Annotated in this window: 13 protein-coding genes; 9 read left to right on the plus strand and 4 right to left on the minus strand. The window is 70.8% G+C overall.

Annotated elements, in window-relative coordinates; all coding sequences use genetic code 11:
* On the minus strand, positions 1-1,401 hold a 1,401-nt coding region (locus KBX53_RS05620; RefSeq protein WP_210858040.1), incomplete at its 3' end, for an ATP-binding protein.
* Positions 1,402-1,600: 199 nt separating this feature from the next.
* Positions 1,601-2,347 (minus strand): pyrimidine reductase family protein, encoded by a 747-nt coding sequence (locus KBX53_RS05625; protein WP_210858041.1) that lies wholly within the window; start codon positions 2,345-2,347, stop codon positions 1,601-1,603.
* A 150-nt stretch (positions 2,348-2,497) separates the two neighbouring features.
* On the opposite strand from KBX53_RS05625, the gene KBX53_RS05630 reads away from it, so the two are divergent.
* The 6 genes from KBX53_RS05630 to KBX53_RS05655 all read left to right on the plus strand — a co-directional run bounded on the left by KBX53_RS05630 (position 2,498) and on the right by KBX53_RS05655 (position 9,057).
* Positions 2,498-3,061 (plus strand): plasmid pRiA4b ORF-3 family protein, encoded by a 564-nt coding sequence (locus KBX53_RS05630; protein WP_210858042.1) that lies wholly within the window; start codon positions 2,498-2,500, stop codon positions 3,059-3,061.
* 225 nt (positions 3,062-3,286) lie between these two features.
* A complete protein-coding gene (locus KBX53_RS05635) occupies positions 3,287-4,576 on the plus strand; it encodes an ABC transporter substrate-binding protein (protein ID WP_030336168.1) in 1,290 nt (429 codons plus the stop codon).
* Positions 4,577-4,685: 109 nt separating this feature from the next.
* Complete coding sequence (locus KBX53_RS05640; protein WP_210858043.1) at positions 4,686-5,657, plus strand: carbohydrate ABC transporter permease; 972 nt, start codon at positions 4,686-4,688, stop codon at positions 5,655-5,657.
* Between the two features lie 10 nt (positions 5,658-5,667).
* On the plus strand, positions 5,668-6,510 hold the full coding sequence (locus KBX53_RS05645; RefSeq protein WP_210858044.1) for a carbohydrate ABC transporter permease: 843 nt from the start codon (positions 5,668-5,670) through the stop codon (positions 6,508-6,510).
* Positions 6,507-7,928: a GH1 family beta-glucosidase gene (locus tag KBX53_RS05650; RefSeq protein WP_030336162.1), complete on the plus strand. Its 1,422-nt coding sequence runs from the start codon at positions 6,507-6,509 to the stop codon at positions 7,926-7,928. The genes KBX53_RS05645 and KBX53_RS05650 overlap by 4 nt, the downstream gene beginning before the upstream one ends.
* A gap of 82 nt (positions 7,929-8,010) precedes the next feature.
* The gene (locus tag KBX53_RS05655; RefSeq protein ID WP_210858045.1) at positions 8,011-9,057 is read left to right on the plus strand and encodes a LacI family DNA-binding transcriptional regulator; all 1,047 of its coding nucleotides are present in this window, start codon (positions 8,011-8,013) and stop codon (positions 9,055-9,057) included.
* A 348-nt stretch (positions 9,058-9,405) separates the two neighbouring features.
* Here KBX53_RS05655 and KBX53_RS05660 read toward each other — a convergent pair whose 3' ends face one another.
* Both KBX53_RS05660 and KBX53_RS05665 read right to left on the minus strand, forming a co-directional pair.
* The gene (locus tag KBX53_RS05660) at positions 9,406-10,626 is read right to left on the minus strand and encodes an acyl-CoA dehydrogenase family protein (RefSeq protein ID WP_030336158.1); all 1,221 of its coding nucleotides are present in this window, start codon (positions 10,624-10,626) and stop codon (positions 9,406-9,408) included.
* Positions 10,626-11,705, minus strand: a complete 1,080-nt coding sequence (locus KBX53_RS05665; protein ID WP_210858046.1) for a phosphotransferase family protein — start codon at positions 11,703-11,705, stop codon at positions 10,626-10,628. The genes KBX53_RS05660 and KBX53_RS05665 overlap by 1 nt, the downstream gene beginning before the upstream one ends.
* A gap of 202 nt (positions 11,706-11,907) precedes the next feature.
* Between KBX53_RS05665 and KBX53_RS05670 the strand changes: the two genes are divergently transcribed.
* The 3 genes from KBX53_RS05670 to KBX53_RS37265 all read left to right on the plus strand — a co-directional run.
* On the plus strand, positions 11,908-13,629 hold the full coding sequence (locus tag KBX53_RS05670) for an alpha-keto acid decarboxylase family protein (protein ID WP_210858047.1): 1,722 nt from the start codon (positions 11,908-11,910) through the stop codon (positions 13,627-13,629).
* Between the two features lie 140 nt (positions 13,630-13,769).
* On the plus strand, positions 13,770-14,474 hold the full coding sequence (locus KBX53_RS05675; RefSeq protein WP_030336152.1) for an amino acid-binding protein: 705 nt from the start codon (positions 13,770-13,772) through the stop codon (positions 14,472-14,474).
* 63 nt (positions 14,475-14,537) lie between these two features.
* The coding region (locus tag KBX53_RS37265; protein ID WP_210858048.1) for a DM9 repeat-containing protein at positions 14,538-14,660 on the plus strand (123 nt) is incomplete at its 3' end.

Here is a 14,660-nt window from a genome sequence, read left to right on the forward strand (position 1 = left end):
GATCACCCCGAGCGAGCGGCCCCGCTCGGCGATGTCGAGCAGCACCTCCTTGATGGGGGAGGAGCCCTCCCGGGGGGCGTACTTGTTGAGCTCGTCGAGGACCACGAACAGCAGCGGCTTGGCCGTGCCGGACTTCTCCTTGCGCTCGAACTCGCTCTTCAGCGTCACACCGACCACGAACCGCTGCGCCCGGTCCGGCAGGTTGTGCAGGTCGACCACGGTGACCTGCGCCGACTCGCTGGTGTTGATCGAGTGCGGGCGGCGGGCCGCGAGGTCACCACGGATCAGCCGGGCCAGGTCCTTCTTACTGCCGATCAACCGCCGGGCGAACGCGTTGACGGTGCCCAGCCCCACCGCGCTGCCCGCCCAGTCGGAGCGGGTCTCGTCGTCGTTGAGCTGGTCGACGATGTGGTCGACCAGGTCGCCGTACGAGCCGAGCCGAACCCCGTCGATGCTCACCCCGCCGTCGGCGGGCTGGGCGTAGCGGGCCAGGTGGGCGGCCACCGAGTGAACCACCATCGTGTACTGCTGGCGCTCGTCGTCGGCGTCGGCGAACACGTACGGCAGCAGGCGGTCGGTGCAGAACTCGCTCAGCGTCCAGTAGAAGCTGTCGACGCCGGTGAGCCGGCTGCTCACATCCGGCGTGCCGGCCGCGTCACCGACCCGTGGTGGGGCGTAGACCCGCACGTCGGGGAAGGCGCCCGCGCTCAACCCGAGCTTCGCGTACGCCGCGCGGGTGGGCTCGTCGAGGCGGGTGTTGGGGTGGTCCAGGAAGAGAAGGTCCTCACCCTTGACGTTGAAGATCAGCGCCTTGGCGTTGACCGCGTCGCCGCCCAGCACCCCGGAGCGGAACACCGAGTAGAGCAGGAAGGTGGCGAAGCTGGTCTTGGTGGCCACCCCGGAGATGCCGGAGATGGAGACGTGCGCGCCCCGGCTGCCGTCGAGGAAGTCGGCGTTGAGGTAGACCGGCACCCCGTCGCGACCCATGCCCATCGGGATGCGCCGCTCCATCCGGTCGAAGTGCAGCGCGCGCGCCCGCGCGTCGCCCTCGGCCCGGTGCACAACGGCCCCCGGCGTGGGCGGCACGTAGAGCTCCGGGTCGACCCGGGTGGTGGTGATTTCGGCCGCCTCCTGCACCATCGCCGGCAGTGTGCCGTCGGCGATGGCGAACACGTCGGAGTCGAACTGGGCGCCCTCGTGCCGAGCGCGGACCTGGGTGACCACCCCGGCGATCGTCACCGGCTCGCGGTCGGGCAGGTCGCGTCGGGTGACCACCACGTCGTCGAGCTGCAGGTAGCTGCCGGGCGCCACGGCCGTCCAGAACTGCAACGGGGTGGCGTCGGCGGTGCCCAGCACCCGCCCGACCGCCTCGCCCGGGCTGTCGAGGTCGGCGTCGGTCATCGGGCGACCCCTGTCGCTCGGGCATCACGGTCGGCGCGCATGACGTGCATAGTGCCCGAGGAGTACGACAGGTCGCCACGCGACGCGGCGGACGACACCATGCCCCGTCACACTCATGACGCTGGGTGTTCGACCGGGCGCACCAGGTGGGCGCGAGCGTGTCGGGTGCCGCGCGAGTCCTGGCCGCCGGTGTAGGGAGCTACTGGCGGGCGTGGCGGAGCATCAGGACGCCGTCCTCGGTGGCGAGGACGTGCCGCAACGGTAGGTGCCGGGGCGCGGTGACGTCGCCGGCGGTGATCCGGCCGGGGCCGGGCCCGGCGAGCAGCGGCGAGACGGTGAGGCACAGTTCGTCGACCAGGTCGGCGGCGGTGAGCGCGCCGAACAGGTGTGGGCCGCCCTCGCAGAGCAGTTGGGTGAGCCCGCGTCCGTGCAGCTCGGCGAGGCCGGCGGCCAGGTCGACGCGCCCGGTGCCGCAGCGCAGCACGTCGGCGACGTCGGTCAGCCCGGGCGGCGGGTCGGCGTCGGCGTGGGTGAGCACCACCGGGCGGGTCGGTGCGTCGGCGAACGCGGCCTGCGCCGGGTCCAGGTCCAGCGATCCGGAGACGACCACCAGCGTCGGGTACGCGGCCAGACCGTTGGCCTGACGCCAGGCGCGGCGGCGTTCGTCGAGGCGGACCGCCCGGTATCCCTCGTGGCGCAGCGTGCCGGCGGCCACCACCAGGGCGTCGCAAGCCATCCGCAGCAGGCCGAACACCCGCTTGTCCGGCTCGCCGGAGAGCCCGGCGGAGTTGCCGTCCACGCTGACCGCACCGTCCAGGCTGGTCACGAAGTTCACTCGCAGCCGGGGCTGGTCGGCGCGGCCGTAGAGGGCGGTCAGCTCGGTGTCGTCGAGTGGCTGCGTCGACGGCTCGGGCCAGAGCCGTCGGATCGGAATTCTGACGGTCATTCGCCGGCCGGACCGGTGACCGGAGGGGTCGGTTCGGCGGTACGGTGCTGGCAGTCGCACCAGTTCCGGCCCGGGCACTCATCGTGTCGCCGGGCCCGGCACGCTCGGCAGATCATGCTGGCAGCCTAAGCCGCGGGAGGACAGGACAGCATGCCGCGTCAGATCTTCCAGCTGAAGATGTCCCTCGCCGGGACCCGGCCGCCGGTGTGGCGCCGGGTGCTCGTGCCGGCCGGTTACACGCTGGACCGGCTGCACCGGGTGGCGCAGCACGCGATGGGTTGGCGGGACTGCCACCTGCACTCGTTCGAGATCGACGCGATGCAGTACGGCGAGCCCGACCCGGACGGTGAGTTGGCGCTGCACGACGAGTTGGACGTGCGGCTCGACGCGGTGCTCGGCAAGGGCAGCCGGTTCTCCTACACGTACGACTTCGGCGACTGGTGGGAGCACGACCTGGTCGTAGAGGACGCGCTGACCGCCGACCCGGACGAGCGGTACCCGGTCTGCCTGGCCGGCGAGCGGGCCTGCCCGCCGGAGGGCATCGGCGGGCCGGTGGGCTATCAGGCGCTCCTGGAGGCGCTGGACGCCCAGGCCGGCCCGGGTGACCTGGTCAGTTCCCGGCACGCGATGCTGCGCGACTGGGCGGGCGCCGCCTTCGACCCGTCGGGCTTCGACCCGGACCGGGCAACCACGCTGCTGCGCCGCTTCTGCTGAACCGCCAGTTGCGGGAGGTGTCGCTGGGGCTCCTGTTACCCGAGTGATCAGCGGTAACGATCTGGGAACGCTCCCATCGCCCTATTGACACTCCCGTTACCCGCCGGCAATCTCATGGGAGCGCTCCCGGAGGTGGCGTGGCTCACTCACGAATCCCCGGCCTGGCGCGACGGGCACCCCCCACCACACCCATCCAGCCTCACCACCGGAAAGAGGGGTCAGCGCATGAGTGTCACCACGCGGCGTACCCGCCTGGCAGCCGCCGCCCTGGCCGCGATCACCGCAATCAGCGGTCTCGCGGCCTGTGGCAAGGACGACGAGAAGCCGGCGGCCGGCGAGAAGCCGGCCAAGCTGGTCGTCGACACGTTCGGCGAGATGGGCTACGACGAGCTTGTCAAGCAGTACGAGAAGGACACCGGCATCAAGGTCGAGCTGCGCAAGACCGCGCAGCTCGGTGAGTACCGGCCGAAGCTGGTCCGCTACCTGGCCACCGGCAAGGGCGCGGCGGACGTCACCGCGCTGGAAGAGGGCATCCTCAACGAGTTCAAGCCCAACGCGCGCAACTGGGAGGACCTCGCGCCGCTGGTGGGGGACCACTCGAAGGAGTACCTGCCCTGGAAGTGGGAGCTCGGCAAGGCGCCGGACGGTCGGCTGATCGGCCTGCCGACCGACGTCGGCAGCCTCGCCGTCTGCTACCGCAAGGACCTGTTCCAGGCGGCCGGCCTGCCCACCGAGCGCGACCAGGTGTCGGCGCTCTGGCCGGACTGGAAGGGTTTCCACGACGCCGGTCTGAAGTACAAGCAGGGCAGCGGCGGCAAGGCGTTCATCGACTCGATCACCGCCGTCTCCAACGGTGTGCTCTTCCAGGGCAACGGTGATCTGTTCTACGACAAGGAAGACAACATCATCGCGGACACCAGCCCCGCGGTGAAGAACGCCTGGGACACCGCCACGTCGATGGCCGACATCTCCGCCAAGGCGTCCACCTGGTCGCCGGAGTGGTCGGGTGGCTTCAAGCAGGGCACCTTCGCGGCGACCTTCTGCCCGTCCTGGATGCTCGGCATCGTCTCGGACAACTCCGGTCCGGCCAACAAGGGCAAGTGGGACGTCGCGTCCGTGCCGGGCGGCGGCGGTAACTGGGGCGGCTCGTGGCTCGCGGTTCCGGCGCAGAGCAAGTACCCGAAGGAGGCGGCGAAGCTCGCCGAGTACCTCACCAACGCCAAGAGCCAGGTGGAGGCCTTCAAGCTCAAGGGCCCGCTGCCGACCAACCTGGAGGCGCTGAAGGACCAGGCGTTCCTCGGTTACACCAACGAGTACTTCAGCAACGCGCCGACCGGCAAGATCTTCGGTGAGAGCGTCGCCAAGATCCAGCCGATCCACCTGGGCCCGAAGCACCAGGCGGTCAAGGAGAACGCGCTCGAGCCGGCTCTGCGGGCGTTCGAGAACGGGCAGGCCGACAAGGCGAAGGCCTGGGAGCAGTTCACGAAGGACGCAAAGACTCAGGGTGCCTTCTGAGTGATTCCCTGCCGGTGGCGTTCGGGGCTTCCCGGACGCCACCGGCCGGTCCCCTCCGCGTAGCGCCCTGCGCGAGGGCCCCCGGGCCTCGCCGGAAAAGGAAATTCGCATGAGCCTGTCGGCCACGACGGCACGGCCGTCGCCAGCAGCACCGCCTTCTCCCGACGTCTCTCGGCGACGTCGCCGGGGGAGATTACTCAACCGCCTCGATGTCAAGTACTCGCCGTACCTCTACATCGCCCCGTTCTTCCTGATCTTCGGCATCTTCGGGCTGTACCCGATGCTGCGCACCGCCTGGATGTCACTGCACGACTGGGACATGATCGGCGAGCACACGTTCATCGGCTTCGACAACTACACCCGGCTGGTGTCCGACGAGTACTTCTGGAACGCGCTGGTCAACACGTTCGGCATCTTCGCCCTGTCGACCATCCCGCAGTTGTTGCTCGCCCTCTTCCTGGCGAACCTGCTCAACCGGACCTTCCTGCGCGCCAAGACCTTCTTCCGGATGGCCATCTTCATGCCGAACGTGGTGTCGGTGGCGGCGGTCGCGATCGTCTTCGGGATGCTGTTCCAGCGGGAGTTCGGCCTGTTCAACTGGCTGCTCAGCTTCGTCGGTGTCGACCCGGTCGACTGGGACGGGCACCGGTGGAGCTCCTGGACGGCCATCTCCTCCATGGTCAACTGGCGGTGGACCGGGTACAACACCCTGATCCTGCTCGCCGGCATGCAGGCGATCCCGAAGGACCTCTACGAGGCCGCGGAGATCGACGGCGCCAGTCCGTGGCGACAGTTCTGGCAGATCACCCTGCCCATGCTCAAGCCCACCTTCATCTTCGTGGTCATCCTGTCCACGATCGGCGGGATGCAGCTCTTCACCGAGCCGCTGCTCTTCGGCAACGGCAACATCATCGGCGGCAACCAGCGGGAGTTCCAGACGCTGGCCATGTACATGTACGAGATGGGCATCGTGAACCTGAACAGCGCCGGCTACGGAGCCGCGGTGGCCTGGGCGATCTTCATGATCATCATCGTGGTGTCGCTGTTCAACTTCCTACTCGTCCGCCGCTCGGCGAAGTGAGGAGAGATCGATGATCTCGGCTTCCCAGCGCCTGTGGCGCACCAGCCCGCTGACCTACGTGGCGCTCGTCCTGGCGGCGCTGCTGTCGATCTACCCGTTCTACTACATGCTGGTGATCGGCACCCGCAGCCTGGACAACATCAACGACGTGCCACCCCCGCTGACTCCCGGCGGCGCGTTCGGTGACAACTTCGGGCGGGTGCTCGACAACGACGCCGCCAACTTCCTCACCGGCATGATGAACTCGATCATCGTCTCCTCGGTGGTCACCGTCTCGGTGGTGCTCACCGGTTCGCTGGCCGGGTTCGCCTTCGCCAAGCTGAAGTTCCGCGGCAGCAACATCCTCCTGCTGGCGATCATCGTCACCCTGATGATCCCGACCCAGATGGGGCTCATCCCGCTCTGGGGCATGATGCAGGACCTCGGGTGGTACGACACCCTCTACGCGGTCACCGTGCCGTTCCTGGTCACCGCCTTCGGCGTGTTCATGATGCGGCAGTACGCCAGCCAGGCGATCTCCGACGAGCTGATCGAGGCCGGCCGGGTCGACGGGGCGAGCACGTTCCGGATCTACTGGAGCATCGTGCTGCCCGCGCTGCGGCCCGCCGCCGGCGTCCTCGGTCTGCTGACCTTCATGGAGACCTGGAACTCGTTCCTCTGGCCGTACGCCATCCTCACCCCGGAGAACCCGACCCTGCAGGTCTCGCTCTCCTTCCTCTCGTACGCCTACTACACCGACTACTCCCAGGTGTTCGCCGCCACGGCGATCGGCACCATCCCCCTGGTGATCGTTTTCCTCGTGTTCGGCCGCCAGATCATTGGCGGGATCATGGAAGGTGCCGTCAAGTCGTGAGCAACCCCGCCAGCCCACCCGCCGTCGACGTCCTCGACGAGCGCCCGGGGCTGACCTTTCCACCCGGATTCCTCTGGGGGGCCGCGACGGCGGCGTACCAGATCGAGGGGGCGGCGGCCGAGGACGGCCGCGCCCCGTCGATCTGGGACACCTTCAGCCACACCGAGGGCCGGGTCGTCGCCGGGCACACCGGTGACGTGGCGTGCGACCACTACCACCGCCTCGGTGAGGACGTCGCGCTGATGGCCGAGCTGGGCCTGAAGTCGTACCGTTTCTCGGTCTCCTGGTCGCGGGTGCAGCCCGCCGGCAGCGGCGCGGTCAACCCCCAGGGGTTGGACTTCTACCGCCGGCTGGTCGACGAGCTGTTGGCCAACGGCATCGAGCCGTGGCTCACCCTCTACCACTGGGATCTGCCGCAGCCGCTGGAGGACGCCGGCGGCTGGCCGGCCCGGGACACCGCGGCCCGCTTCGCCGACTACACGACGGTGATGGCCGACGCGCTCGGTGACCGGGTGCGCTACTGGACCACGCTGAACGAGCCGTGGTGCTCGGCGTTCCTCGGCTACGGCTCCGGGGTGCACGCCCCCGGCCGCACCAACGGAGCGGACGCGGTGCGCGCCGGTCACCACCTGATGCTCGGGCACGGCCTGGCCGTGCAGGCGCTGCGGGCCGCCCGGCCGACCGCCGAGGTGGGCGTGACCGTCAACCTCTACCCGGTCGACCCGGCCAGCGACACCCCCGCCGACCGCGACGCCGCCCGGCGGATCGACGGGTTGGCCAACCGGTTCTTCCTGGACCCGCTGCTGCGCGGGTCGTACCCGGAGGACCTGGTTGCCGACCTCAGCACGGTGACCGACTTCGACCACGTGCGCGACGGCGACCTGGCGACCATCTCCACGCCGTTGGACCTGGTCGGGGTCAACTACTACAGCCGGCACGTCGTCGCCGCGCCGGTCGAGGGCGTCCCGGCCGACCCGGCCCCCTCGTGCTGGCCGGGCAGCGAGGACGTCCGGTTCGTCAGCCGCGGCGTCCCGGTCACCGACATGGGCTGGGAGATCGACGCCCCGGGCCTGACCGAGACGCTGCGTCGGGTGCACGGCTACACCGAGCTGCCGTTGTACGTCACCGAGAACGGTTCCGCGTTCGTCGACTCGGTGGTCGACGGGCAGGTCGACGACGTCGATCGGTTGGCCTACTTCGACGCCCACCTGCGCGCCGCCCACGAGGCGATCGACGCCGGGGTGCCGCTGCGGGGATACTTTGCCTGGTCGTTGATGGATAATTTCGAATGGGCCTGGGGTTACACCAAGCGGTTTGGCATGATCCACGTCGACTACGACAGCCAGGTCCGCACCCCCAAGTCCAGCGCCAAGTGGTACGCCTCGGTGATCCGGCGCAACGGTCTGGCCGCACAATAGGCTCGGGCCAGCCATCAGGACGGCCCCGGCGTCCACCTCCCGCAGGTGGCGCCGGGTCCGCCCGCCGTCGGAGGAGCAGACGATGACAACGCAGCGCACCCGGTCGCTCGGGCGCCCGACCCTCGACGCGGTCGCGGCGCGTGCCGGCGTCGGTCGGGGCACGGTCTCCCGCGTGGTCAACGGCTCGCCCCAGGTCAGCCCGGAGGCCCGGGCCGCGGTCCAACAGGCCATCGCCGAGCTGGGGTACGTGCCGAACCGGGCCGCCCGCGCGCTCGTCACCCAGCGGACCGACTCGGTCGCGCTGGTGGTCTCCGAATCCGGCGAGCGGGTCTTCACCGAGCCGTTCTTCGCCTCGATCGTGCGGGGGATCAGCTCCGGGCTGCTGGAGACGCCGATGCAGCTCTGGCTGGCCATGGCCCAGTCGCCGGTGGAGCGGGAGCGGGTCGAGCACCACCTCACCAACCAGCACGTCGACGGCGTCCTGCTGCTGTCGTTGCACGACTCCGACCCGCTGCCGACGCTGCTGGAGGAGCGCGGCCTGCCCGCCGTGCTCGGCGGTCGGCCCGCCCGGATGCTCCAACCCGGCGCCCAACCGGCCTGGTTCGTCGACGTGGACAACGTTGGCGGGGCCCGGCAGGCGGTGGAGTACCTGACGGGGCAGGGGCGGCGACGCGTCGCCACCATCGCCGGTCCGCAGGACATGGGCGCCGGTCTGGCCCGGTTGGCCGGCTACACCGAGGCGGTCAAGGCCACCGGGGCCCGCGTCAACCCGGACCTGATCGCGTACGGCGACTTCAGCGAGGGCCGCGGCGCGGCCGGCATGCGTCGGCTGCTGGACGTCTGCCCCGACCAGGACGCGGTGTTCGTCGCCTCCGACCTGATGGCGTTCGGCGCGCTGCGGACCCTGCGCGAGGCCGGCCGGCGGGTGCCACGGGACGTCGCGGTGATCGGCTTCGACGACGCGACGATCGCCCGTCAGGCGGAGCCGCCGCTGACCACCGTTTTCCAGCCGGTGGAGGAGATGGGCCGGCAGATGGCCCGCCTGCTGGTGGCCCGGATCCGTGGCGAGGAGCTACCCGCCTCCCACATCCTCCTGGACACTCAACTGGTCCACCGAGCCTCCGCCTAACCCCACGCCCCCAGGACCCCGCACAGCGCGCACCCCGCACCCCGCGCCCCGCACAGCGCGCGCCCCGCGCGCGTCGATCATGAGGTTGGCCTGGACATTCCCGGCATCTCGACTCGCCAACCTCATGATCAAGAAGGCCGACAGGGCAAGATCGTGCTCGATCCTGGATCGAGTGGCCTCCCGGCGACCGCACACCACTACATCCAGGATCGAGCGCGATCTTCAGGTGTCGGGGCGTGCGGCGCGTGCGGGCGGGTTGCGCGGGGCGTGCGGGCGGGGCGTGCGGCGTGCGGGGCCGCGGTGGGCGTGCGCGGGGCGGGTGAGTGGGGCAGGGTTGGTGCCCGGCGGTCAGGCGGAGGTGGGGGCCCAGCGGCGGAGTTCGCGCTTGGCCAGGGAGTTGCGGTGAACCTCGTCGGGGCCGTCGGCGAGGCGCAGGGTGCGGGTCTGCGCCCAGAGGGCGGCCAGTGGGGTGTCCTGGCTGACGCCGGCGCCGCCGTACCCCTGGATGGCCTTGTCGATCACCCACTCCGCCATCGCTGGAGTGCCGATCTTGATGGCCTGGATCTCGGTGTGCGCGCCCTTGTTGCCGACGGTGTCCATCAGCCACGCCGTCTTGAGCACCAGCAGCCGGGCCTGCTCGATGCGGACCCGGGACTCGGCGATCCACTCCCGCACGACGCCCTGCTCCGCCAGGGGCCGGCCGAACGCGATCCGGTCGTTGGCCCGGCGGCAGAGCAGCTCCAGTGCCCGTTCGGCCATCCCGATCAGTCGCATGCAGTGGTGGATGCGGCCCGGGCCGAGGCGGGCCTGCGCGATGGCGAAGCCGGTGCCCTCGGCGCCGATCAGGTTCTCCGCCGGCACCCGGACGTCGGTGAAGTCGATCTCGGCGTGCCCGCCGTGGGAGCCGTCGGTGTAGCCGAAGACGGTCATCCCCCGGCGCACCGTCACACCGGGGGTGTCCCGGGGGACCAGCACCATGCTCTGCTGGCGGTGCCGGTCCGCGGTGGGGTCGGTCTTGCCCATCACGATGAAGATCTCGCAGCGCGGGTCCATCGCGCCCGACGACCACCACTTCCGTCCGTTGATCACGTACTCGTCGCCGTCGCGGGTGATCCGGGTGGCGATGTTGGTGGCGTCGGAGGAGGCGACGTCCGGCTCGGTCATGCAGAACGCCGAGCGGATCTCACCCTCCAGCAGCGGCATCAGCCAGCGCTGCCGCTGCGTCTCCGAGCCGAACTCGGCCAGCAGCTCCATGTTGCCGGTGTCCGGTGCCGCGCAGTTGACCGCCTCGGGCGCGAGGTGCGGGCTGCGCCCGGTCAGCTCGGCCAGGGGAGCGTACTGGAGGTTGGTCAGGCCGGCGCCGTAGCGCGGGTCGGGCAGGAAGAGGTTCCACAGGCCGCGCTTGCGGGCCTCCGCCTTCAGCTCGGCCAACACCGGGGTACGCGACCACGGGTCCCCGGCGGCCACCTGCTCGGCGTGCACGGGCTCGGCCGGGTAGACGTGTTCGGTCAGGAACCGGGTCAGCTCGTCGCGCAGCTCCTCGGTCCGGCTGTCGTATGAGAAGTCCATCACCGCTCCCTGGCGGCGGTCAGCCCGTGTGCGACCAGCGGTGCCACCATCTCGCCGATCCGGTCGAAGCCCTCGCCGAGCGTCTGCCCGAGCGTGTGGCGGTAGTGGATGCCCTCGCAGATGACAGCGAGTTTGAAACAGCCCAGCGCCACGTGCCAGTGCAGTGGCCCGACGTCGACGTCGCTGCGCCCGGCGTACCGGTCGATCAGCTCGCCGCCGGTGGGGAAGCCGGCGCGCGGGCCGAGCCCGTCCGCGACGGGGTTGCCCTCGGCGGTGTCGCTGCCGCCGAGCACGTCCCAGTACGTCAGCAGCAGCCCCAGGTCGGCGAGGGGGTCGCCGAGGGTGGCCATCTCCCAGTCGAGCACCGCGTGCACGGCGACGGGGTCGGCCGAGGCGAGGAGGTTGTCGAGGCGGTAGTCGCCGTGCACGATCCGGCCGGCGTTCGCACCCTCCGGGGCGGTCGCCGCGAGCAGGTCACGCAGCTCGTCGATGCCGGCCAGCGGGCGGCTGCGGGAGCGGTCGAGCTGACCGGCCCACCGGCGCACCTGCCGGGCCAGGTAGCCCTCGGGGCGGCCGAAGTCAGCCAACCCGACGGCGGACGGTTCGACGCTGTGCAGCGCGGCGAGGGTGTCCATCATCGCCATGGCGAGGTCGTGGCGTCGTTCGTCGCCCAGCGGGTCGGTCTGCGCGCGGGTGCGGAACACCTCGCCGGGCATCCGTTCCATCAGGTAGAACGGTGCGCCGATGACGTCCGGGTCGGTGCAGAGCAGCAGCGCGCCCGGCACCGGCACCTCGGTCGGCGCGAGCGCCGAGATGACCCGGAACTCGCGCCCCATGTCGTGCGCGGTGGCCAGCACGTGCCCCAGCGGGGGGCGGCGCAGCACTACCTCGCGGTCGCCGAGGCGCAGCAGGTAGGTGAGGTTGGACTTGCCGCCGGCGATCAGCTGGGCGCGCAACGGCCCGACGAGCAGCTCGGGTCGGTGCTTGGCCAGGTGGTCGGCGAGACGGTCCAGGGGCAGACCCGCGGGTGAGGTGGGGACGGCCTCCGGCCGCGACGCATCGACGGCCGGATCACTCATCCGACCAGTTGATGGCAGCCCGTTCACGTTGTCAAGGTCAGATTCACCGCACGTCTCGTCGGGAGGGCTTCGGCCACGCGGGCCAGCGCCGCCGCCGGGGCGTCTCAAGGGGAACAATCCACGCCTTTCATGGGAATTGCCCCGATATGGTCTTGATGGTGGGCCGCGGAGGCGGTCCCCGGAGCGACGGGGGTCAATCGTGGTGAAGGCGAGCGGGGGCACGACGACGGTGGGTGAGCTGTTGCTCAGCCGGCTCTACGACCTCGGGGTGCGCCATGTCTTCGGGTTGCCAGGCGACTACAACATGGATTTCCTCGACCAGATCGAGGCGTTCGACGGGATCGAGTGGGTCGGCAGCTGCAACGAGCTCAACGCCGGCTTCAGCGCCGACGGGTATGCCCGCCTCGCCGGCGTCGGAGCGATCCTCACGACGTTCGGTCCCGGTGAGCTGTCGGCGGTCAACGCGCTGGCCGGGGCCATGGCGGAGTCGGTACCCATCGTCTCGATCGTCGGCGGTCCGACCGAGGAGATCATGCGACAGCACACCTCCATGCACCACTCGCTCGCCGACGGCGATTTCGACCACTGGGTACGGGTGGCGCGAGAGGTGACTGTCGCCCAGACCTCGCTGACCCCGCAGAACGCCCTGGGGGAGGTCGACCGGGTGCTCACCGAGTGCTGGTCGCAGCAGCGTCCGGTCTACGTCCGGATGCCCGGCGACGTGGCCCACGCCGAGATCGCCCGGCCGGGGCGACGGTTCACCCGCCCCGAGCCGGTCGTGGCGGCCGGGCAGCTCGACGCCTACGCCACGGCCGCCCGGCGGCTGCTCGACGGTGTCGAGCGGCCCGCCATGCTCGTCGGGAACCTGCCGATCCGCTTCCACCTCGGCGCCGCCGTCACGGTTATGGCCGCCGAACGGAACTGGCCGGTCGCCGCGCAGTCGCTGGGACGTGGACTGCTCGACGAGTCCGACCCCCACTACGTGGGCGTCTACAACGGCGGTGACAGCGTCGACGAGGTCCGCGCGGTCGTGGAGGGCGCGGACGCGCTCGTCTGTCTGGGCACCACGTTCTTCGACTGGGACGGCCTGTTCACCGCCGACATCACGGTGGACCGGGTCATCAGCCTGCACCGGGACGCCGCAGTCGTCGCGGGCACCCGCTTCGCCCCGGTGGCCCTGCCGGCGGCGCTGCGCTGCCTGCACGAGATCGCCCCGAACCGTACGGCGCAGTGGTCACGCGCGCCGCTGCTGGCGGCCGATCCGCCCGCACTCGACCCGTCGAACAACGAACCGATCCGGCAGGCCCGGCTCTGGCCGGCGATCCAGAGCATGCTGCGTGAGGGGGACATCTTCGTTCCGGAGACCGGCACCCCGTCCTTCGGCGCGGCGACGATGCGACTGCCCGCCGACGTCACGGTCGTGTGGCCGCCCATCTGGGGCTCGATCGGCTACGCCACCCCGGCCGCCTTCGGTGCCGGGGTGGCGGCACCGGATCGACGGACGGTGCTCGTGACCGGCGACGGATCTCTCCAACTGACAGTGCAGGAGATCAGCCGGATGCTCGCCACGAACCAACGTCCGGTCATCATCGTGGTCAACAACGGCGGTTACACGGTCGAACGGGCCGTCGACGGGCGGCACCAGCCGTACAACGACATCGACAACTGGCGGTACACCGAACTGCCCGCCGTGTTCGCACGAGAGCAGGGCTTCACCGCCCACGTGGCCCGTACCGAGGGTGAACTCGCGACCATCCTGGCCGGCATCGACGGACGGCCGGCCCAGTTGACACTCGTCGAGGTGGAGACCGACCCACTGGACCTGCCCACCGGAATGCCGCAGTGGGGTCGGGAGACGTCCGCCGCCGACTACCACGCGCAGCTCGCCTCCACGCCGGTCCTGCCCCTGGGTGGGCTGCCGTAGCGCCCCGGCCGGGCCCTTCGCCGGCCGTCAACCCGCAAATTTCCGCTCGGGACATGCCCCTGCAACAGGGACGAAATGGTCAACGACCAGGCTGTGACCAGCCTGCCGGCCGCCGCCGGCCGCCGAGCGGAGGGACAGACATGTTGCTGCGAGTTCGGGTCACCCTGCCGGACCGTCCGGGCACCCTCGGCCAGGTCGCCCGCACGCTCGGCGTCTCCGGCGCGGACATCGTCCAGGTGGTGGTCCTGGAGCGGCTCGGCGGGCGCGCGGTGGACGACTTCACTGTGGTCTGGCCTGGCGCCGCCCGGGTGGAGGGACTGTTGGCAGGGCTGGCGGCGATCCCCGGCGTCCGCGTGGACGGGGTGTGGCGGGCGATCGGCGCGCCCACCACCACCGGCCAGGACGCCGAGCTGCTGGCCCAGGTGGCGGCCAACCCGGCCGACGGGCTGGCCACCCTTGTCGACGCAGTGCCCGGTCTGCTGGCGGCCGACTGGGCGGTGGCGGCGGTGGTCCCGCTGGACTGGGCCTCGCGGTCCGGGGGTGGCCCCGGGGCGACCGTGGGGCACGCCAGTTGGCGGGCACCCGTACCGCTGCGGTTGCCCGAGGTGACGCCGCTGCGCGGCCGGTCCCTGACCACGGCGGACGGCACCCACCACGCGGTCGCGCCGTTCGGACGGGCCGGCCTGGTCCTGGTGGTGGCCCGGGAGCACAGCGACACGCTCAGCGCCGCCGCGTTCCACACCACCGAGGTGGATCGGCTCTCCCAGCTCGTCCGGGCCTGCGCGGTGATCCTCGGGGACCGGCTGGACCTGGTCGGCGTACCGCCGGTCACCGTCAATCCCTGAGCCGCCACCCACCGGGGTTGGGTGGTCGGCGAGGCCCGAACCTGTTGATCTAGCCTCTCCGGAATGGACCTGGCTTTCGATGGATATCGCTGGGAGGCAGCCGGCGGTGGCGCGATCCCGGCGGGCGCGGTACCGCACGGGTACGCGGCGGACGGTGAGCCCCTGTGGGTGTGCCGCGTCCGGATG

The sequence above is a fragment of the Micromonospora sp. M51 genome, assembly GCF_018070305.1.
GTDB lineage: Bacteria > Actinomycetota > Actinomycetes > Mycobacteriales > Micromonosporaceae > Micromonospora > Micromonospora parva.